Origin of the sequence: Paenibacillus thermoaerophilus, from assembly GCF_005938195.1 — a bacterium.
GTDB classification, from domain to species: domain Bacteria; phylum Bacillota; class Bacilli; order Paenibacillales; family Reconciliibacillaceae; genus Paenibacillus_W; species Paenibacillus_W thermoaerophilus.
On record NZ_VCQZ01000024.1, the window covers coordinates 1 to 20,332 of the forward strand.

The 20,332-nt window shown below is 51.9% G+C and carries 17 protein-coding genes and 3 pseudogenes; 1 reads left to right on the forward strand and 19 read right to left on the reverse strand.

All coding sequences use genetic code 11. The features are described from left to right. Positions 1–141: 141 nt before the first annotated feature. The 18 genes and pseudogenes from FE781_RS14560 to FE781_RS14640 form a co-directional block, all read right to left on the reverse strand. Positions 142–1,236 carry a GerAB/ArcD/ProY family transporter gene (locus FE781_RS14560; RefSeq protein ID WP_138790366.1) on the reverse strand — a complete coding sequence of 365 codons (1,095 nt, stop codon included), beginning with the start codon at positions 1,234–1,236 and terminating at the stop codon, positions 142–144. 27 nt (positions 1,237–1,263) lie between these two features. Further along, on the reverse strand, positions 1,264–2,751 hold the full coding sequence (locus tag FE781_RS14565; protein ID WP_246068192.1) for a spore germination protein: 1,488 nt from the start codon (positions 2,749–2,751) through the stop codon (positions 1,264–1,266). Between the two features lie 244 nt (positions 2,752–2,995). Beyond that, positions 2,996–4,024: a FecCD family ABC transporter permease gene (locus tag FE781_RS14570; protein ID WP_138790367.1), complete on the reverse strand. Its 1,029-nt coding sequence runs from the start codon at positions 4,022–4,024 to the stop codon at positions 2,996–2,998. Next, a pseudogene (locus tag FE781_RS14575) lies at positions 4,017–5,019 on the reverse strand (FecCD family ABC transporter permease). The gene FE781_RS14570 and the pseudogene FE781_RS14575 overlap by 8 nt, the downstream one beginning before the upstream one ends. Positions 5,020–5,041: 22 nt before the next feature. Continuing rightward, entirely contained in the window at positions 5,042–6,610 is a 1,569-nt protein-coding gene (locus tag FE781_RS18175; RefSeq protein ID WP_379252643.1) for an ABC transporter substrate-binding protein, read from the reverse strand. Continuing rightward, positions 6,599–7,375 (reverse strand): annotated as a pseudogene (locus FE781_RS18180) (helix-turn-helix transcriptional regulator); the annotation flags it as partial. The gene FE781_RS18175 and the pseudogene FE781_RS18180, both read right to left, overlap by 12 nt. A 205-nt stretch (positions 7,376–7,580) precedes the next feature. Next, positions 7,581–9,254: an ABC1 kinase family protein gene (locus FE781_RS14585; RefSeq protein ID WP_138790369.1), complete on the reverse strand. Its 1,674-nt coding sequence runs from the start codon at positions 9,252–9,254 to the stop codon at positions 7,581–7,583. A 13-nt stretch (positions 9,255–9,267) separates the two neighbouring features. After that, positions 9,268–9,564 carry a phasin family protein gene (locus FE781_RS14590; protein ID WP_138790398.1) on the reverse strand — a complete coding sequence of 99 codons (297 nt, stop codon included), beginning with the start codon at positions 9,562–9,564 and terminating at the stop codon, positions 9,268–9,270. Between the two features lie 24 nt (positions 9,565–9,588). Next, complete coding sequence (locus tag FE781_RS14595) at positions 9,589–10,200, reverse strand: sterol desaturase family protein (RefSeq protein ID WP_170209561.1); 612 nt, start codon at positions 10,198–10,200, stop codon at positions 9,589–9,591. Positions 10,201–10,274: 74 nt separating this feature from the next. Continuing rightward, positions 10,275–10,955: a LexA family transcriptional regulator gene (locus tag FE781_RS14600; RefSeq protein WP_138790371.1), complete on the reverse strand. Its 681-nt coding sequence runs from the start codon at positions 10,953–10,955 to the stop codon at positions 10,275–10,277. 121 nt (positions 10,956–11,076) lie between these two features. Then, positions 11,077–11,961, reverse strand: coding sequence for a prenyltransferase/squalene oxidase repeat-containing protein (locus FE781_RS14605; RefSeq protein WP_138790372.1), 885 nt, complete (start codon positions 11,959–11,961; stop codon positions 11,077–11,079). Positions 11,962–11,981: 20 nt separating this feature from the next. Beyond that, the gene (locus FE781_RS14610) at positions 11,982–13,052 is read right to left on the reverse strand and encodes a DNA glycosylase AlkZ-like family protein (protein ID WP_062493926.1); all 1,071 of its coding nucleotides are present in this window, start codon (positions 13,050–13,052) and stop codon (positions 11,982–11,984) included. Positions 13,053–13,066: 14 nt separating this feature from the next. Beyond that, positions 13,067–13,744, reverse strand: a complete 678-nt coding sequence (locus FE781_RS14615; RefSeq protein ID WP_138790399.1) for a helix-turn-helix transcriptional regulator — start codon at positions 13,742–13,744, stop codon at positions 13,067–13,069. A 134-nt stretch (positions 13,745–13,878) separates the two neighbouring features. Continuing rightward, positions 13,879–16,011 (reverse strand): heavy metal translocating P-type ATPase, encoded by a 2,133-nt coding sequence (locus FE781_RS14620; protein ID WP_138790373.1) that lies wholly within the window; start codon positions 16,009–16,011, stop codon positions 13,879–13,881. Continuing rightward, on the reverse strand, positions 15,992–16,372 hold the full coding sequence (locus FE781_RS14625; protein WP_062493930.1) for an ArsR/SmtB family transcription factor: 381 nt from the start codon (positions 16,370–16,372) through the stop codon (positions 15,992–15,994). Before FE781_RS14625 ends, FE781_RS14620 begins: the two co-directional genes overlap by 20 nt. Positions 16,373–16,525: 153 nt before the next feature. After that, positions 16,526–16,945, reverse strand: coding sequence for an arsenate reductase (thioredoxin) (gene arsC, locus FE781_RS14630; RefSeq protein WP_138790374.1), 420 nt, complete (start codon positions 16,943–16,945; stop codon positions 16,526–16,528). A 16-nt stretch (positions 16,946–16,961) separates the two neighbouring features. After that, the gene (gene arsB / locus FE781_RS14635) at positions 16,962–18,020 is read right to left on the reverse strand and encodes an ACR3 family arsenite efflux transporter (RefSeq protein ID WP_138790375.1); all 1,059 of its coding nucleotides are present in this window, start codon (positions 18,018–18,020) and stop codon (positions 16,962–16,964) included. Positions 18,021–18,038: 18 nt separating this feature from the next. After that, the gene (locus FE781_RS14640; RefSeq protein WP_062493939.1) at positions 18,039–18,362 is read right to left on the reverse strand and encodes an ArsR/SmtB family transcription factor; all 324 of its coding nucleotides are present in this window, start codon (positions 18,360–18,362) and stop codon (positions 18,039–18,041) included. Between the two features lie 250 nt (positions 18,363–18,612). Here FE781_RS14640 and FE781_RS14645 point away from each other — a divergent pair, with 250 nt between their 5' ends. Beyond that, positions 18,613–20,070 carry a SulP family inorganic anion transporter gene (locus tag FE781_RS14645; RefSeq protein ID WP_138790376.1) on the forward strand — a complete coding sequence of 486 codons (1,458 nt, stop codon included), beginning with the start codon at positions 18,613–18,615 and terminating at the stop codon, positions 20,068–20,070. Between the two features lie 44 nt (positions 20,071–20,114). Here the strand turns inward: FE781_RS14645 and FE781_RS18185 are convergent. Further along, positions 20,115–20,303 (reverse strand): annotated as a pseudogene (locus FE781_RS18185) (universal stress protein); the annotation flags it as partial. Between the last annotated feature and the right edge of the window lie 29 nt (positions 20,304–20,332).

The window sequence follows — 20,332 nt, forward strand, 5'->3', positions numbered from 1 at the left end:
GGCAGGATAAAAGTTGTGTCCACTTTCTTGACAGTGATCCACTTTTAACGTCTGCTATGCTCTTGCAGAAATAAATATGAGTCACAAAGTAGAAATCGATTTTACACCACTTGACGGGACGCTATCAGGCGATCATCCGGTTCATATCGGGTTTCTCTCTTTCTTCCTGAACAAGTGCAGGACGAACAACAAGGGAATGTACGCGTACACGAGATAAAATCCGATGGTCAGCATAAAAGACAATCCCGCGTTGATGCTTTGGCGGTTCGGAAGCAGACAGACGACGGTAAAAACCGCAAGCAAACAAAAAGGAACGACTTTGGACTGTTTGACCGAAAACAACAATTTGCCCGTACGGCTGGCCGCCCATAACGCCAAGCACAAAATCGGCAGAACCCGGAACAAATTAAACGACACCCCGACAAATTCGAACCGCTCGACAAACGGCAACTGGACAAATTTAAACAAGGTTAACGTCGGCCATTCCTCGTTCATAAGCTGCCCGAGACTATAAAAAGCCAACGAGAAAACGATTAGCGAAAGATAAAACAAGGTTAACACGGCATTCGCGGCATGCGCCCACTTGTGGGATTGCTTCGGGTTCTTGATAAACGGGTAACAAATAAGCAAAATTTCCACGCCCAGATAGGAGAACGACATTTGCTTGGATGCTTGCAGGAGGTCCGTCATCGAATGCTCAAGAATGGGAGTCAAGTTGCTGAAATGAAAATATTCGCCGAGAAAAAAATAAGTGGGAAGAAAGATATAGTGAACAAAACTCACCAAACAGATCCCCACAATCACGCGGAACCCTCCCAAGACGACATAATAGGCGAGCAGGAGAAGCACCAATCCGAGCACCCAGGTTTGCAGTTGGGGGAATATCCACACCTGGATCGTCTCGATAAAAGACCGCAAGATCATGCTGGCGTACATCACCAAATACACGATAAAGCAAACGGTGAGCAGCCCCCCTATCCACTTTCCGAACAGATTGCGGTGAATGTGGACCAGATCGGTCTGATTCCGGTACGTCCGGAAAATTCGATACATCATCCAGATTACGATGTGAAAGCTGATCCCCGTCAGGATAACCGCGATCCAGGCATCTTGCCCGGCGAATTGCGCAACCTCTCTCTGGAACGAAAGATAACCGACCCCCCATTGCATCGCGTGGATCACAAACAAGATTAGAAACGGCGATATCTGAAAACGCTCGTTCACGTTTGAACTCATGGTCTAACCCCGTTTGCAGCATTCGTTTTATTCGTCGATATCTTTCTTGATTTTGGCTTTGCCCGGATTAAACTTGATCGGGTTCTTGGTCCGAAAGTAACTGGGCCGTTTATACATGACGCTGTAAGGTAGGCGCACGACGGAATCCTTCAGGTCATTAACGCGAAGCGGATAATAAGGAGCCAAGTAAGGAATGCCGAGCGATTTTAATTTCAGCAGATGGGTCAGGACAAAAGCCCCGCAAATAAAAATCCCCAATAGCCCCCACAGTTCCGCGGCGACAATGAAGGGTAAACGAAGAATCCGTATCGTATTGCTCATACGAAAAATTGGGGTGGTGAACGAAGCCAAGGCGGACAAAGCGATGAGAATCAATAAAATATTGCTTGTCAGCGACGCTTCGACGGCTGCCGTCCCCAGCACAATACCTCCGACGATCCCGATCGTCTGTCCGACTTTGGTCGGCAATCGCGCGCCGGCTTCGCGCAGCAATTCAATCGAGAATTCCATAATCATCACTTCCAGTAAAGGCGGGAAAGGGATGTTGATTCTTGAAGATACGATCGTCGGCAGCAGGTTGTTCGGGATAATCTGGTAGTGATACGTCAAAACCGCCACGTACAAGGAGGTGGCCAGCACGGAAAACAGCAAGGCCATATGACGCAGAACCCGGAAGAACGAACCCATATGCCAAGGCAGGTAATAATCTTCATGTGCGATTAAAAACCATCCCAACTTTGCCGGACCGATAACGCCGCTCGGCGATCCGTCCATTAAGACGCCTACTTGCCCTAATGCAAGTCCTTGAGCTAAGCGGTCCGGTCTTTCCGTTTCAATTAACTGCGGAAATACGGAATCCGGGTTATCTTCGATCATTTGAACCAACATCGTAATATCCGGCATGAAATCAACGTCAAGGTCCTGGATCCGTTGGGTCATGGTATTCACATATTCATCATTCGTAATATTGTCGAGGTAGCAGATCGCTACCCTTGTTTTCGATAGCGATCCCACGATCATTTCTGTGACTCGAAGGTTGGAGGTAGGCAAGCGTTTGCGAATCAAGTTCAGATTCAGGTCCAGCGATTCGACAAAGGCTTCTTTGGGTCCGACTACGCTAAATTCAACCTCGGGCGAATTGACCGCACGTCCTTTGGACAACGCCGCGTTCACCCATAAACATTCGGGCTGTTTCTCGCCATATTGAATGACGACATATCCGCGCAACAATTTCTCCTGAATTTCATCCCAGTCGCAGGAGATCTTCTTGTCGGCAATCGGAATCGATTCGTATAAGGCGTTCAGAGAAGCGCCCGATTCCTCGGACAGATGGACAAGAATGTCCCGGTGTAAAATTTCGGGGTCGATCAGCGATTTATAGTAACTGATGACGCAGGACTGAGGTGTTTTTTGATGAGAATAAGAAAGAAAGTCCGAGGATTCTTTTAACTCTTGTTGCTTAGCCGAGATGGATTTCGTGCGTCCGCCGCTCATTTTCCTAAACTTACGGTTCATATTCTCACTCCTGTTCGCACTCCTTGCCTTATGTTTTACTTAGTATGACAAAAAGAAAAAAACATATTCAGGACCTGGAATACGGTGCCGAAGTAGCGGTTTCGCGAACGAACCCGGCTTGACCCATTCATTCGCCTGTTCGCGGCTGAGGACCTTTCTTGATGGCGATGACCGAACGCCGCGATTGTACGCGCAAGGTCTCGACCACGGTCGCAAACACGGCGTTGGCGTCCAATGTCCATGCTCAGATCACTCCTCTGGTTTTATACAGCAGGTACACAAAGTAGGGCACGCCGACGATGGCAATGACAATTCCGACGGGAAGCTCCACCGGAGCGAAAACCGTCTTCGCTATAAAATCCGAAGCCATCACGAGCAGCATGCCGATCGCTCCTCCCAGCGGAATGACGCGCCGGTGATGAAGGCCCGCCAGACGTTTGGCGATATGCGGCGACAACAAGCCGACAAATCCGATATTCCCCGATACCGACACGCATACGCTGATGATGCCGATGCTGCAGAGCAGCAGCATATGCTTTTCCATTTCCGTGCGCACGCCGAGACTTTTCGCGCCGTCTTCCCCCAACTGATACAGATCGAGGATACGCGCTCTTCCGATTACGATCGGAATCAGAACAAGAAGCCAGGGAAGCATCGAACCGATATAAGACCAGTTGCTGCTCCAAATGCTCCCGGTCAACCATACGGTGGCCATCTCGAAGTCCTGGGGGTTCATCTTGAGCGATACGTACAGCGCGAGCGCTCCGAAGCCGAATCCGATCGCGATTCCGACCAGAATCAGACGCTGCGGGTCCAGCCTCCCGTTCACCCGGGAGAACCAATAAATCAAAACGGCGGCCAGCAAGCCGCCGACCAAACCGAACAAGGGCATGGCAAAAATGCCGAGCAGGTCCAGGCCCCTGAAATGCCCGTGAAACCAAAACATAAACAGAACAATGGCGGCCCCCGCTCCGGCGTTAATCCCCAAAATTCCCGGATCGGCAAGCTCGTTTCGGGTGATCCCCTGAATGACCGCCCCCGCTGCGCCGAGACCGAATCCGACCAGAGCGCCGACAATAATTCGCGGCAACCGGAACTCGAAAATAACCAAATCATGCTCCGGCACGGGATCGATTCGCAGGAGGGTATTCAGAACCTCCCTGACGGACATATCGAAGGTGCCGTTCGTCAGACTTACATAAAACACCGCGAAAATACATCCGGCACAGGCGAGCCACACGAGCCGGTAACGTGCGGACGAAGGCTTAACCACGGCTTTCCCCTCCTCTCTTGCGGATTAAATAGAGGAAAAACGGAACGCCGATCATCGCGGTGACGACACCGATCGGAGTCTCGTACGGATAATGGACAAACCGGCTGAAGATGTCGCACAGCGCGAGAAAGATGCCGCCGAGCACGCCCGCGCACGGGATGATCCACCTGTAATCCGTCCCGGTCAAAAATCGGGCGATATGCGGAACGATTAATCCGACAAATCCGATGTTCCCCGCCAGCGCGACGGAGATCCCCGTCAGGGTCACAACGCTTAAGGCGGCAACCGCTTTGGTTAATTTCACTTTCTGCCCCAGGCTGACGGCCACTTCTTCGCCCAGCGACAAGGTCGTGATCGATTTGGAGAGGAGAAGAGCAAGCGTCAGACCGACAACGGCAAAAGGAATCGCCAATTCGATCAGCCCGGGATCGAGCTGGTGAAGTCTCGCGTTATACCAGAAACTGATGTTTTGGGATACCTGAAAATAAGCGGCCAGCGCCGCGGACACGCTGCTCAGGAACGTTCCGATAATCGTGCCGATGATGGCCATTCGCACCGGACTTAGGCCCCCCGGCAGCAGCGAAGCGAAGCCGAACACAAAACCTGCGGCAATCGCCGAGCCGAGCAAAGAAAAAAAGATCATGCTGAGCGAAGAAGCGCCCGGAATCAGCACCGCGCACAGCGTGATGGCGAATACCGATCCGTCGGACACGCCCATAATCGAAGGGGAGGCCAAATCATTTCGGGTCATCCCCTGCATCATGGCGCCCGATACGGCCAGAAAAGCGCAGCAGCGCGCCGATCGCCCTCGGCATTCGGGAATGAACGATGATCTGATGGTTAACGTCGTTCTCGTCGAAATGAACGAGCGCATCCCAAACGATCGTCCAATGGATCTGTTTGGCGCCAAACAGGACGGAAGCAACAATCGTGGCGGCGATGATCGCCGGGGAAATCCCCAGGATCATCGCCGCCGCTGGATTCTTGAATCGCATAAGGGCAGATCCGCCTTTACCATCACTTGTTTAAATTTTCTATAGCCGCTTTCAGGAACTGGACTTTGCTCCACGCCGTGCCGCCTTGCGCGAGCGGATCGACGACATTCACGAACACCCTGTTGTTTTTGACCGCGTTCAGGCTCTTCCAGATCGGATTGTTTTGCAGATCCTCCAGAGCTTTCGGCTTATCCGCGTTCTCGTCCTCCGAGAACTGCACGAAGATGTAATCCGGATTCATCTCGCTGAACTTCTCCAGCGAGATCACTTCCTGCGACTTCGCGGCTTTGACTTGCTCCGGCACAGTCAGGCCCAGATCGGCGTACAGCGACGGATTAAAGAAAATGTCGTCGTGGTAGATCATGATATTTCCCGCTCTGATCCGGACGATGACGACCTTTTTGTCTTTCAGCTTCTCGCCCAGTTGCTTCTTGGCATTTTCGAGATCCGCCTTGTACTTCTGCAGAATTTGTTCGGCCTTGGCCTCGTTCCCGGTAAGCTCCGCCAGAAGCCGCAGATTCGCTTCCCAATCCGTCGATACGTGGGAGACCGGGATGGTCGGAGCGATTTTGACCAATTTATCACCGACTTCGGCCGGGAATTTCGTGGTGCTCAGAATCACATCCGGTTTAAGCTTGAGGATCGCTTCGATATCGGGCTGCGCTTTTTCTCCGATCGGCTGCGTCGAACCCGTAATTTCCGCGAACATGCCCGGGAACTTGCCTCCTACGGTAATTCCGCCTACGGGTTTGACGCCAAGCGCAAGCGCGTCTTCCATCGCTTCCAGACTTCCGGTAATCACGATCCGTTCATGCGCGGAAGCCGAATATTCGCACCACGGATCGGAGGAAATATAGCAGACCCGATGGTTCCTGACCGCCTTCAAGTCCAGCCACGCGGCCGAATGCTGCAGCGACGACCAGAAATTCAACGTCTCCGTTTCCTGGCGGATCAACAACAACAGCCGGTCGGCCTGAACGTCGGCTAACTGTTCCGGCGTTATCCTCTGATCGTATTCGGCGCCGCCGCCCAGACAGGAGGCGGGCATCCGCAAGTCCCCATAAAACACTTCCGCCATGCTGCGGTTGCAATAGGCGGACAGAGTCTGATTCGATATCCTTAAGATCAGAACGGTGTCCTCTGTTGCTTCGCGCCGCAACCGGTCCCTGGCCATCGTTATTTTCCGGTCGTAGCTCTCCAGCCACAGCTCCGCTTCCCTCGTTTCCCCCAAAGCTTCGGCGATAAACCGGAGCTGGTCTCTCCAGTTCAACTCCCACGGGACATATACGACGGGCGCCACGCGATCGAGCTTCTCTTTCTCGGCCTGATCGACCCGATCCGTACAAATCACGATATCCGGGCGCGCCTCCGCCAGTTTGGCGACATTCGCTTCCCAATGCTGATTTTTGCGATAGGCGCTGAGATGAACGGCAATGTCTTCGCGGTACGTCTTGTAATAGTAAGCGGTCCATTTCGGATGCATCGGCGCCGCGTAAGGAATGATATGAAGCGCAAGCAACTGGCCGGCCACCGGAGCGGTATAAGCGGCGATTTTGCGGCGGCGGCTTTTTATATAGACGGTCGGCGTCATCCCGACTTCCTTCTTGAACCTTCGGCTGAAATAAAATTCGTCGTGGTAGCCGACCTCTTGCGCAATGTCCTTCATCTTGAGGGGATGAACGCCGGACCGCGCCATCAGCCGTTTGGCCTGATTGATCCGAAGCGACGTCAAGTAATCCATCGCGCTGACGCCGTATGTTTTCTTGAACAAATCCACGAAGTATTTCGGACTGATTTTCGCGATTTGAGCGAGTTGATGAATCGTGACTTTCGAGTTGTAGAAGCGGTCCATATAGTCTTTGGCGGATTGCAAGGCAGATCCGGGGTCGCCGGACAGAGAAAAACTGTTTTTCATCACGTAATGGATCAATTGCTGAAAAACAAGCTGTCCGTGGAACCGGTCCAGTTCGTCGCCGCTCTGCCAATCCTCCAGCATCGTGCCGCATAAGACCGGCAGTTGATCCGCCGGATGCACCTGCAACGGTCCGTTTAACGGGAACGGATGCAGCTCTTCGGCTGTTTGCGGCGGCTGTCGGCCAAACTCGGGGGCCCGGAACACATCGAAGCTTATCGCGTACATCATCAATTCGTGCGGCGATTCGGCCGAGATGCCGTAAGTTTCATGAGGCGGGCACACATAGACGGTATCGTGCTGAAGCCGGTATTCGCGAAGGCCCAGGGTGATGCTTCCTTCGCCCTTCAACACGGCCATAAGCACATGCGAGTCGGTAAACTGCTGCTTGGAGCTCCAATCAAGCGCCCCTTTCACCCCTTCGACGGAACGAAGTCTAAACATCAACCGATCGAGCGGAACATGCGCCTGTGTCTCCTGTTCGATGCCGGTGTCCAACCTGCTTCCACCACCTGTGCAAAACAACTTATCATCCCTTCATTATATTGATAATGATTTTCGATATCAATAAAAAAGAAGAAGCGATGACGTGCTCCTTCTGCGTGAATGATGGGTCTTCTATTCATCTAGCCGAAGCGGGATTGCCCGGCTAGAAACGGCCGGAACGAAAGATGGCGTAGATGAGCCACATAAACAAAAGCATCGCGATAACAAAACCGATCTCAATAACGGGAATCCGCCAGAGCAGCGTTTGGGAATGGCTCAGGGCCGCGCCGATAATCAGTCCGACCATCACGATACTAAGAGAAAGCAGAACAATGCTGAACGACAATTGATTGCTGATGCGGTCCATTTTCTTCATCAAGGCATCCAACTGAGGAACCGCGACCTCCACGCGCACCTGTCCTCTCCGCATCAGCGAAGACAGTTGCTTCAAGCCTAACGGGACCTCGCGCAGCAGATCCAGATACTCGGGCACATCCTCCATCCATGTCTTCAGCATTTGTATGGGGCTCAACCGTTCCAGGAACAGCTTCTTCCCAAACGGCTCGGCCACATCAAAGACGCTGAATGCCGGGTCCAATGCCGACACCACCCCTTCCAGCGTCAAAAGCGCCTTTCCAAGCAAAGTCAATTCCGTTGGAATCCGAATCCGGTGGCGGAGCGCCACGGCAAACAAATCTTGGACGGCTTCTCCCAGGCTTACCTGATTTAACGGCACCTTGTAATATTTTTCGCGCATGTCGTCCACGTCCGCGTACAGCAATTCCATGTTCACATCTTCCGGGACAATGCCCATATTGGAAATGGCGCGGATCACGCCTTTGGAACTTTGATTCCGCAGGGCGATGACAAACGACGCAAAATGCTTCTTCATCCCGGGCGTCAACCGCCCTACCATGCCGAAGTCAAGCAAGACCAGGCTGCCGTCCTTAAGCGCCAGCACATTGCCGGGGTGAGGATCGCCATGGAAGTACCCTTCGACCAGCACCTGATGAAAGATGGTCTTCGCAAACCGCTCCGCAAGCAATCTGCGATCGAGTCCGGCCCGATCCAACTGTTCCTGGTCGGACAGCTTAATCCCCTCTATGTAGCCCATGGTCAATACCCGTCTGGTGCAGTAATCCCAATAAACCGTCGGCACCTGGACATACTTCCATGTTTTGCATTGGTTCGCGAACCTCTCGGCATTACGCGCTTCCGTCGTATAGTCCAATTCAGCGCGCAGCGCTCTCCCGAGTTCGTCCACAATGTCGCGCAGCCGGTAGTTTCGCGCCCACTCCAGCCGGTGCTCGGCCAATCTGGCCCAATCGGCCAGGATGTCCAGATCGGTTTCGATCAGCGTTTGAATATCCGGACGCTGCACTTTGACGGCGACGGCTGTTCCATCCTTGAGTACGGCGCGATAGACCTGCCCGATGGAGGCGGCCGCAAGAGGCGTTTCGGAAAAATGCAGAAACAATTCTTCGACGGGCGCACCCAGCTCCTGCTCGATGATGGCGGAGGCTTCCCGATAAGAGAACGCCGGCACGTTATCCTGAAGACGCTCCAGTTCCGACAAGATGTGGGCGGGAATCAAGTCGGGCCGCGTGCTTGCGATTTGACCCAACTTGACGAAGGTCGGCCCCAGCTCCTCCAGCAGCAGACGAATCCGCTCGCCGACGCTTTTGTTATGTATGCCCTTCCGTTCTTCGTCCCGAAAGAACGGAAGCTTCTCGGTCAAACCCATTTCTTGATAGACATATCCAAGTCCGTTGCGCGCAAACGCCGAGGCGATCGTCCGGTACCGCTGCAACTGCCGAATCCGTCTTCCCGTATTCATGAACGGCCTCCAGTCAGTTCTGGACTTTGCGCTCCAACGCGTCCAATCGCTGTTCGATCCGCGCGATATCCTCCCGGGTAGCCAATCGTTTTTCGCCCAGAATGGCGTTTATGCGTTCCTTCGCCATCGCCTCCAACTGCTGCCGCGTCTCCTCTCCTTTCTTGATAAGCTCCTCCATCAACGCCTTGGATTCCGTCCGGGTGACTTCGCCTTTTTTCACCAGCTCTTCAACCGTTTTCTCGATCTGCTCCTTGCCGGCGACGGCCAATCCCAATCCAAGCGCGATGGCTTTTCCGATCGTTTCTTTCATTTCGTTCACGTCCTCTCGACAAATTCATTCGGCGTTATTGACTGACGACGAACTTCCCGCTTCGGTGCCCGCTTCCCTTGCCAATCGGTCGCGTTCCCTATGGGTTCCCAGAACATAATCCAAGACAGGGTGGGATACACCGTACCAGGCGTATTCATCTTTATAATGATGCAGCAAATGTTTCTTTTTCATCCACCTTCCCCAAGCTGTCCGAGGCACAATCGGACGATGCGCCGCATAATGCATCCATTGATAATAAAGCTGAAACAAAAGCGTGCCGGTGACGACGGCGACCGTAACGGAAAACTGCCGAAAAACCAGCCATACCAGAGGAATGTAGATGCTGTAAATCAACACGTCATAGTAGACCGGACTGAATAAATATTTCAGCTCCTGCGGATGTTTATGGTGCTCGACATGCCCCCGGTACAACGCGGGTGCGAGCTTGGGAAACTCATGCAGCAAATACCGGTGCGCCGCGTATTCGGCAACGGCATAAACCAGCGCGCCCAAGACCAGCGCGAGAATCGTGACATAACCGTCAAAATAAAGGCAAGTCAGCGCCGCGCCAAGCAGGCTCAAACCGGCAACAAAACGAATGACGTTGTTGGACAAAAACTCGCGATAATAGGCCATAGGGGAAGCTCCTTTCGTCATGGAATTTAAGCACTCCACACAAAAGACCCAAAAACAAAGCAAACGAGAACGGCTTACGCGGCAAAGCCTCTCTCCAGAATATCGGACAGCCATTCTTTTTCCTCGCGGGAAAGATCCGCGACGGATTTGAGCAGCTTGGATACAAGCTCCGTAATCTCCAGGCCCAGATCGTCGTTCATCGTTTGGATAATCGTCCCCAGAACGGAGCCGATAAACATCGTCATGCCCGTCTCTTTGCTGGGCGCCTTTTGAACCATATGGCGAATCAGCGATTCCGTTTTGCCTCCGAGCTTCTTCAGGTACACCAGCAGCAAGCCGATCATATACGCGCAAAATTTCAGGCGCGTGTTCGTGTTCCATATTTCATCGATCATTTTCCGAAGCGCCTCATTGAGACCGGTGTGCTTCAAATCCTTGAGCAGCCTCGAAATATGCGTGACCGTCCGATTCCAATCCGCAAGATCGAACGATTCGCTGCGGGGCTGGCTGAACAGCTCCGAAGCTTTGGCCGTAGGAACAAACACCACCTGGGATCTCCCGGTCTCCTTCGTATTGACCTCGTAGCTGCGGGATATGAAGCCCAGCTTTTCAATTTCCTTCAGCATATCGTAGGCGGTCCATTTGCTGACGCCGATCGCTTTGGCCAAGGTTTCGTAATGGATAGGCAGGTTCGTTTTCTGATACAGATCCATCAATTTATGCAAAAACTGCAGGCGCCGTTTGGTTAGTGACAAGACCACACCTCTTCCTTTCGCCAGCCGCAACTATGTTTTTTGGTTTCTTGTGATTTGATCGTAGCATCGAATTCGCGCAACGTCAAGATGGATGCGATCTTTAACAACGACTTCCTGCCGCCTAGATCATCCCGTACGACTTTAACGTTTTCAACCGTTGCACCGTGACCCAGCCTCGCCATTCCGCTTCTCCTCCCGGACTAACCGGCGGCCAGTTGATCGGCCATCCTCCGTCCTCCTGCTGCTGGCTGACAAGGGCTTGCAAATGCGTGTGCAAATCCGCATCCGATATAAACTTGTTCGCGTAGCTGCCGCGAGCCGGCGCCCAATCCAGCACTTTGTGGACATACCCCTTCGCCTCCGGGTCCCGCTCGATCGTTCCGGGAAGGAGCAGCCATTCGTCGATCACAGGCCAATACGCGCTTGCTTTCTCTTGTTCGGGGGTATGCTGCAAAAACGTAATCCATTGAATCCCGTCATGGTATCCGCTCGGCTTTTCCTGTTCGAAGACGCGCCATATGTACGCCGCGTTTTTCGAAAACCATTCTTCCCGATAAAAATCGGTCCGGACGTTCTGCTTATACAGCAAGCCGATGATATGGCCGGTCGGATTGATCGAAGGCTGATCATCTTGTTCGGCCGCCCACCACGGCGCATGCGGATAGTCGCCCGCACTTCGGAATACAAACGGGATTCCGCCGTCCTGCAACGTAATCTTTCGCAAATACCGGATGATTCCGTCAAGAACGTGCGGATCGAAGCCGTCCACCTCGTCCATAATGGCGAGCGCCATTTCGGTCGGCACCGGCTGGCTGTGCGGGCAACGGATATCCGGTTCGAGCGCGTTACCGAATCCGCCATCCGGATTTTGGTAGGCGCGAAGCGCCTCAATGACCGCCTCTTTCGAGCCCTGCTCAAAAAAATATTCATACCGTCTCCGGTCGAGCAGCCGTGCGTTTTTATACAGAAATGACTTCGCCCGTTCGAGTATTTGCCCGTTGTCCATGAGTCCGTTCGCCTCCTTGTTTATAACGGTTTTCCGTTATACCTGACGATGTTGTGGCGATCGGGCGAATATACGGTTCTTACCGCATCCAAGATTTCATCTCGCCTGATTTCGGCTTGATCCGGCGGCAACTCCACCCGTATATCCTCAACATCATAGGGCCCGATTCGCCAATGCCCCAATACCGCTCCTTTGAACTCTCCGTCGATCAGCAAAAACTGCAGCACTTCATAACCTTTGTACCGCCGCTGAAGTTCATCCATATGTGCCCGAACGAGAAAATCCGACTTGTCCAGCATGAACACGCACGGCGGAATATCCGGGGGAAACCCTCCCTCCGCATCTTCCGTACAGACGAACCCTTGTCCGAGTCCCGCCACTTCGGCCGCCACAATCTTGCCTTCCTCCGCCAAGGACGCGATCCCTTGACGGATGGCTTTGGCGGGCAGTTGTGACCAGCTTTTGATATGGGCTGCTGTTGCAAACACCATCGCTTTGATAAATGTACGGATCACCTCGGAAACGGCTTGCGCGCAGCGGACGCCGTCGGCTTCGATCTCGAACCATTCCGTGGCAAAATCGAACCATCCCGTATCCCAATCCGTATCGGGCTGATGTTCGTACACCAGGAACGCTTCCTGCAAGGACTGCAGCGCTTTCGAAATTTCCCCGGCCGGGTAACCGTTCAGCTCCTGCTTTAATTGCTCTTTCGACAATCCTCCGGAAGTCTTCAGTACCGTCAAGATATCTTCGTGGATCGGAGTTGCTTTGGCCAATGGTTTGCGAAAGGCGACGGCATACCGCTCCAAATCTTCCTGAAGCACATACCCGATGCGCCCGCCGCAAAATCTTCCTTTAATGATCGCATTTCGTTCTCTTAGCTTGCCGGCAAGCCCATCGTCGTGAAACAAGGTACGATGCACCAATCTTGGCGGGTCACCCGGTCGGGTATTATGTACGGGAGCGACAGGTTGCAGCAGTCCGAACAGTTCGAGATACTCCCGCTCGTCTTCCGGGCACTCGATGGGCGTCAGCAATCGTTGTCTTCTCAGGCGTTCTCCAATGACTCGCTTGGGTTCCAGTTGCAGCATATTCCCCTCCCGAACTACGGCTTCAATCTGTATCGTTCGCTTACTTGCCGGGCGATTTCGAATATTTCGCTGCGCAAGGACTCGGGTTCGATCACCTCGGCGTCCAGACCCAGCGTATAGAAAAAGCGCACAGCCCACCTCCACTCCGCCGCGGGACACATAAAATCCACTTCCCATACATCCTCGGAGACCTGCCTGACATATTCGCCGATATGTTCGTCTTGTTCGGCCAGCAGCGCTCCCCGGTAAGTCAGCCTGACGACCATTCGGATGGAAGATTCGCTATGGCTGCGATGATTTCCTTTTTCGCGCCGGATTTTCTCTAACGCATCAACCGGCTCGTCCATCCCTTCGATTTGTTCGAAGCGGTCCACGCGAAACGTTCGTTGTTCCTCGTGCGCTACCGAATACGCCTCGCAATACCAAAAGCCGTGCGCCGCATATATTCTCCGGGGCAACAACTGAAGCCAGCGGCGGTGGTTTTCGGAACGGTAAAGAACACGAACCCAGCGGGATTCGGCGGCGTGTTCCAATAATGCGGATAAATGCGGCGTTTTCACCTTTCGCTCCGGGACTTCGAGTTCCACGCGCTCCAGCATCGGTTCGATCTGCTTTAAGGTCTGTTCCGGCAAAATGGCTCTGATCTTGTCCGCCACCGTCCATCTAGCCTGGCGGAACGGGGTGTCGGCCATTTTCGTCACGCTGCGGAGCGCGAACAGAACGGTTAACGCTTCCTGCGAATCGCCATGAGCCTGTCCGTCCGTTTCAGCGTGATCCCCCTCGTTTCTAAAGACATTATAGCGCTATATTGGTGACAGAAAGGCTGTCACCATTTTTCGGACACTTGCAACAATCGCAAACTATTGAGCGTTACCAATAACGTTGCTCCCATATCGGCGAATATCGCCATCCACAGTGTAAGCCATCCGGGAATAATCAAGAGCAGCGCCAAAACTTTAATTCCAAGCGAGAACGTTATGTTTTGCTTGATGATCGAGAGTGTTTTTCTGCTTAGGCTTACGGTGTACGGCAGCTTGCTCAAATCATCGCCCATCAAGGCAATATCCGCTGTTTCCAGAGCCGTATCCGTACCGGCGCCTCCCATTGCGATACCGACAGTGGAGGCGGCAAGGGCAGGAGCGTCGTTTACCCCGTCGCCAACCATGGCGACATGGCTGTATTGGGCGCGAAGCGTCTGGATATACTCCAATTTATCCTGCGGCAACAGTTCCGCTTTAACTTCTGCAATGCCCAATCGCTTGCCGATCGTTTCGGCGGTTGCTTTGTTATCGCCGGTGAGCATGACGGTTTTCTTGATGCCAAGCTCATGCAACTTTTGAATGACATTTTTGCTGGTATCCCGCACTTCGTCGGCAACCGCGATCAGAGCCAGGACTTTTTCTTCCGTCCCCAGCAACATGACCGTTTTCCCTTGGTATTGCCACTCATCGATTTGTTTTAAAGCTTCTTCATCGATTGACGTGTGCAGCTCCGTGAACAGTTTTGGGCTGCCCACATAATAAAGCTGTCCGTCAACCTTCCCTTTGACCCCTTTACCGGTGAGGGAGCTGAAGTCTTCCGCATCGGCTTTAAAATCAACTTGTTCCGCTTCCGCTCTTCTCAGAATCGCGGAGGCGATCGGATGCTGCGAGCCTTTTTCAAGAATGGCCGCAATTTTTAACCGTTCGTTTTCGTTTTCGCCAAACGCGATAAGGTCCGTGACTTGCGGGACGCCTTTTGTCAGCGTTCCTGTTTTATCAAAGGCAACAGCGGAGATCCGTCCCGCTTCCTCCAGGTGAATACCGCCTTTTATCAGCACACCGCGTTTCGCCGCGTTGCCAATGGCCGTCACGATCGATACCGGAGTGGAGATCACAAGCGCACAAGGACAGCCTACAACAAGAAGCGCTAACCCTCGATAAATCCATTCCCCCCAATTGCCGCCAACAACCAGCGGCGGAAAAACAGCAATAAGCAAGGCCGCACTCATAATCACCGGCGTGTAAAATTTCGCGAACCGGTCAACGAACGCTTGCGACGGAGCCCGCTTGGCTTGCGCTTCTTCGACCAGATGAATGATTTTGGAAATCGTTGTATCTTCGGCCCCTTTGGTCACTTTGACCTCCAACAGCCCTTCTTCATTAAGCGTACCCGCGAACACTTCGTCGCCGGCGGCTTTTGCGACAGGAATCGATTCGCCGGTAATGGCGGCTTGATTGACTGTGGACGCTCCTTTGATGACGACTCCGTCCATCGCCAGCTTTTGGCCGGGCTTAACGATCATAATGTCTCCGACCCGAATCTCATCCACGTTTACCGTGAGCTCGGAGCCGCCGCGCCGAATTAACGCTTCTTTCGGCGCAAGGTCCATCAGCGAGCGAATCGATTGACGGGCTTGTTCCATCGAATGCCGCTCCAGTCCTTCGCTTATCGCAAACAAAATAACAACCGTGGCCCCTTCGCCCCATTCGCCGATGGCGGCAGCCCCCAAAATCGCTACGGTCATTAACGTGTTCATATCAAACTGAAAGCGCAAGAGGTTCTTTATGCCTTTGACAAATAAAGCGTAACCGCCGATTAGAATGGATGCGCCATAGGCGAGAGAAGAAAGCCAATTTCCTTCCCCGTACCGCTCTCCGAACAAGTAACCGGCGATCAGAAGCAAGGCGGAGACAAGCACATCCCCATTTTCTTTCCAAAAAGGTTCTTTCTTTTCCGCAGCACGCTCTTTTTCAGGCGTCACTTTCAGGTTTTCAAAGGCTCCCGCCTTTTCCAATTCTTCTACCGTCGCGTTGCCATAAACGGTTAGTTTGGAAGCGCCGAAATTTACTTGCGCGTCCTGAACGCCGGGGAGATTTTTTACGTTCTTTTCAAAGATCGCCGCACAATTGGCACAGGTAAAACCTCGAACCCGATACACCTTTTTAGGTTCCGTACGGTTAGGCGTATGCCGTTCCAACGACCGTCACCTCCTTGCGTGGCGAAGAAGCGAGACGGATGAGTTGTCGCACCTGTTCATCTTCCAGAGAATAAAACGCCAGCTTTCCTTCTTTGCGATATTTGACAAGCCCCAGCTTTTTTAACGTTCGCAGATGGTGCGAAGCCGTCGCCAGCGAGGAGCCGATGATATTCGCCACATCGCAGACACAGAGTTCGTCTTCTTGGCACAGAGCAAACGCCACTTTCATTCTCGTCTCGTCGGCAAATGCTTTAAACATGCCGGCCATGCCCGATATGTTTTGCTGATTTAACGCGTTTTGTACCCGCTGCACTTTTTCTTCGTCAAAACAGTACAGTTCGCACGTATCCTTTTCGATCATGGAAGCACCCCTAATCAATCAAACGACCATTTGAGTATAGTTTTATCATACTCCCGGCCTTTCGCTCAGTCAAATGATGGTTTGAATGTATGGATAAAAAAAACAGCATGCGAATCAGTCGACACCAATTCGTACACTGTTATTCTCCCTACGTTATTTGCCTTCGGCCGCAAACAACTTGATTCGCTCCTCGATCTGATCCCGCACGCGCTGAAACACTTTCCATTTCTCTTCTTCCGTGCCTGTGGCTTTGGCCGGATCGTCAAATCCCCAATGAAACCGGGTAACATGCGGCGGCGTGACCGGGCATTTGTCGTTGGCGTCGCCGCAAAGCGTGATGACGTAATCCGCTTTGTTCAACAACTCCGGATCGATCACATCCGAGGTTTGCGCGGAGATGTCCACCCCTTTTTCCGCCATCGCTTTGACGGCGCTGGGATTCAGGCCATGCGCTTCAATCCCCGCGCTGTACACTTCGTACCGGTCGCCCAGATATTTTTTGCCGAATCCTTCCGCCATCTGGCTGCGGCAAGAATTGCCGGTACACAAAAAGTAAACGATTTTTTTAGCCATGATAAGAGCACTCCCGTCAGGATATGGATTGAGGCTGGAAATACTTCCGCCGGAGCCGCAAGGCGGCGTTAACCAAAGCAATCATGACCGGAACTTCCACCAAGGGTCCGATGACGGCTGCGAAAGCCGCACCCGAATGAATGCCGAAAACTCCCACGGCAACGGCAATGGCCAGCTCGAAGTTATTGCTTGCTGCCGTGAAGGCGAGTGTCGACGCAACCGGGTAATCCGCTCCCGATTTCTTCCCCATATAGAAAGAAATCAAGAACATCACCACAAAATAAATGAGCAGCGGGATCGCAATCCGGACCGCATCGAGCGGCAAATGAACAAGGGTGTCGCTTTTTAAAGAGAACATGACGATAATGGTAAACAATAAGGCAATCAGGGTAATCGGGCTGATTTTCGGAATAAACACGTTTTCATTCCAGGAACGTCCCTTTACTTTCACGAATGTGAAACGGGTGATGATGCCCGCCAGAAACGGAATGCCTAAGTAAATAAACACGCTTTTGGCCACTTCGGACATCGTAATGTCGACAACCATACCTTGCAGACCGAACCATCCCGGCAAGATCGTCACAAAAATATAAGTGTAAACGGAGTAAAACAGCACTTGGAAAATCGAGTTGAACGCGACCAGCCCCGCGGCGTATTCGGTATCTCCTTTACACAGATCGTTCCAGACAATGACCATCGCAATACAACGGGCGAGCCCGATCATGATCAGCCCGACCATGTATTCGGGATATCCTTGTAAAAAGACGATCGCAAGAACGAACATGAAAATCGGACCGATGACCCAGTTTTGCACGAGGGAAAGCCCTAAAATTTTTCCGTTCCGGAAAACGCGCCCCAACTCCTCGTAACGAACCTTTGCCAAAGGCGGATACATCATCAGAATCAAACCGATCGCAATAGGGATAGACGTCGTTCCCGCTTGAAATTGATCAAGGAACGAAACGATATTCGGGAACAGAGAGCCTGTTCCAATTCCGATGGCCATCGCGACAAAAATCCACAAAGTCAAATAACGATCCAGGAACGATAATCGTTTCCCAGCCTTTTCGCTCATTGTCTGTACCCCTTTTGTTTACTCGCAGGTGACGGATAACCCCTGCTTTTCCAATTCCTTTAACCACTCGGACAAATCGGGCAGATGGCTTAAAGCAAAACCGGTTTCCTCCAGCTTCTTCTCATTCAGCGAATAAAACACCCATTGGCCTCTGCGCGTCTCATGGACCAGTCCGGCCGTTTTAAGACGACTCAAATGCTTGGAAATGGCCGGTTGCGAGATATTAAAAAGGGGGACCAGTTCGCAGACGCAACAATCGCGCGTACGCAGCAAAGAGAGGATTTTCAACCGGGTCGGATCGGCAAGAGCCTTTAGCGTATCGGCCAATGTCTCGAATGCCATAATCGTTTGTTCACCTCGCATTTTCAATAATGATATAACCATATTGTTATTTATATATACAAAAAAGTCAATCAAAAAATGATACCGAGAAAGGAAGGTAGATTAAATATTGGATTAGAACACTTACATGTTCTCGGATATCTAGTCAAATAAGACAAAAGTCTGTATAATTGGCCTTTGTGAACATCGGACCCGGCTGACCTGAGAGTGGAAGGTCAAACCAACATCACAGAAAGAGAGGAACCTACTATTGAATTTGCAACAATTGAAAAAAGACTGGTTTTCCAATGTTCGCATGGATGTTCTTGCGGGGATGACCGTTGCATTCGCTCTAATTCCGGAAGCGATCGCCTTTTCCATCATCGCCGGCGTTGATCCTATGGTCGGCTTGTATGCTTCGTTCTGCATTGCCGTCATTATTTCTATCGTCGGCGGTCGTCCCGGCATGATTTCGGCAGCGACCGGAGCGATGGCCTTGTTGATGGGAACTCTGGTTGCCAACCACGGTCTTGAATACCTTCTTGCTGCGACGGTACTGACGGGAATCATTCAGATCTTGATGGGGGCTCTAAAGTTGGGCCGATTTATTACTTTCATCCCGCATTCTGTCATTATCGGATTTGTCAATGCATTGGCTATCTTGATTTTTTTAGCGCAGCTGCCTCATTTTGTCGGCGAATCCTGGGTTATGTATCTTCTCGTAGCAGCAACTTTGGCAATTATTTATCTGTTGCCGCGATTAACGAAAGCGGTACCGTCTGCTTTGGTAGCCATTATCGTTATTACTATCATAACCATTTTTACCGGTGTTCATGTAAAAACGGTAGGAGACATGGGGCAGATTCCAAGTTCGTTGCCGTTTTTCCACCTGCCTGACATACCTTTATCGTTGGAAACACTGTGGATTATTTTTCCTTATTCCCTGACTTTGGCCATAGTCGGTATTTTAGAGTCCTTGCTTACAGCCACCATCGTCGATGAAATGACCGAAAGCAAGAGCGACAAAAATAAAGAAATTCGCGGTCAAGGAATTGCCAACACCATTACCGGATTTTTCGGCGGCATGGCGGGGTGCGCCATGATCGGTCAATCCGTGATCAACGTGAAGTCAGGAGGGCGAGGCCGGTTGTCCTCTATGACAGCGGGGGTTTTTCTCCTTTTTCTTATCATGGTCTTGGGCGATCTGGTTAAACAAATCCCAATGGCGGCATTGGTAGGCGTTATGATCATGGTATCCATCAGCACGTTCGATTGGAAGTCTCTGCTCGAGCTGAAAAAAGTGCCGTTGCGCGATTCAATTGTAATGATCGTAACCGTGGCCGTCGTTGTATATACGCATGACTTGGCTAAAGGCGTCATCATCGGAGTGATTCTAAGCGCGATTATATTCGGTTGGAGAATCGCTTCGAATATTCAAGTTTCCTCTTCCCTTGAATCGCATGGAATCAAACATTATTCCGTTCATGGCCAGTTGTTCTTTGGAACGATGTCGCGCTTTGTGGAGCACTTCGATTCCAAAAACGATCCGGATCGGATCGTTATCGATTTCAGCCATTCTCATGTGTGGGATCATTCAGCAGTAACGGCGATTGCCAAAGTGATTTTCAAGTATCAACAGCAAGGAAAAAAGGTCACAATTTCAGGTTTGAATGAGGAAAGCAAGCTCCTTGTCGAACAAATAGGCCTTGCAGCCCCATCTGGCCATTAATACAGAAAAAGTCACAATGGATTGAACTCCATGGTGACTTTTTCTTATTTTACGATCATGACCGGACAAGCAGCCTCATGGGCAACCTGATGGATGACGCTTCCAAGCAACACTTCCTTCAATCTATTCAGACCTCTGCTGCAGACAATAATGAGCTCATATTGTCCTTCCTTGGCATATTTTACAATCTCAGCAGCAGGGTCCGAGGTGATCGTGGTAGTGCAAACATAAAACCAGCGTCTTTCCTGCCGCCTTTTTGGTC

What these genes read in the sequence shown, in the direction of transcription:
- FE781_RS14560 (WP_138790366.1), bottom strand. Translation starts at nt 1,236, where the DNA reads ATGAGTTCAAACGTGAACGAGCGTTTTCAGATATCGCCGTTTCTAATC.
- FE781_RS14565 (WP_246068192.1), bottom strand. Translation starts at nt 2,751, where the DNA reads ATGAACCGTAAGTTTAGGAAAATGAGCGGCGGACGCACGAAATCCATC.
- FE781_RS18175 (WP_379252643.1), bottom strand. Translation starts at nt 6,610, where the DNA reads ATGACGCCGACCGTCTATATAAAAAGCCGCCGCCGCAAAATCGCCGCT.
- FE781_RS14585 (WP_138790369.1), bottom strand. Translation starts at nt 9,254, where the DNA reads ATGAATACGGGAAGACGGATTCGGCAGTTGCAGCGGTACCGGACGATC.
- FE781_RS14590 (WP_138790398.1), bottom strand. Translation starts at nt 9,564, where the DNA reads ATGAAAGAAACGATCGGAAAAGCCATCGCGCTTGGATTGGGATTGGCC.
- FE781_RS14595 (WP_170209561.1), bottom strand. Translation starts at nt 10,200, where the DNA reads ATGGCCTATTATCGCGAGTTTTTGTCCAACAACGTCATTCGTTTTGTT.
- FE781_RS14605 (WP_138790372.1), bottom strand. Translation starts at nt 11,961, where the DNA reads ATGGACAACGGGCAAATACTCGAACGGGCGAAGTCATTTCTGTATAAA.
- FE781_RS14610 (WP_062493926.1), bottom strand. Translation starts at nt 13,052, where the DNA reads ATGCTGCAACTGGAACCCAAGCGAGTCATTGGAGAACGCCTGAGAAGA.
- FE781_RS14615 (WP_138790399.1), bottom strand. Translation starts at nt 13,744, where the DNA reads ATGGCCGACACCCCGTTCCGCCAGGCTAGATGGACGGTGGCGGACAAG.
- FE781_RS14625 (WP_062493930.1), bottom strand. Translation starts at nt 16,372, where the DNA reads ATGATCGAAAAGGATACGTGCGAACTGTACTGTTTTGACGAAGAAAAA.
- arsC (WP_138790374.1), bottom strand. Translation starts at nt 16,945, where the DNA reads ATGGCTAAAAAAATCGTTTACTTTTTGTGTACCGGCAATTCTTGCCGC.
- arsB (WP_138790375.1), bottom strand. Translation starts at nt 18,020, where the DNA reads ATGAGCGAAAAGGCTGGGAAACGATTATCGTTCCTGGATCGTTATTTG.
- FE781_RS14640 (WP_062493939.1), bottom strand. Translation starts at nt 18,362, where the DNA reads ATGGCATTCGAGACATTGGCCGATACGCTAAAGGCTCTTGCCGATCCG.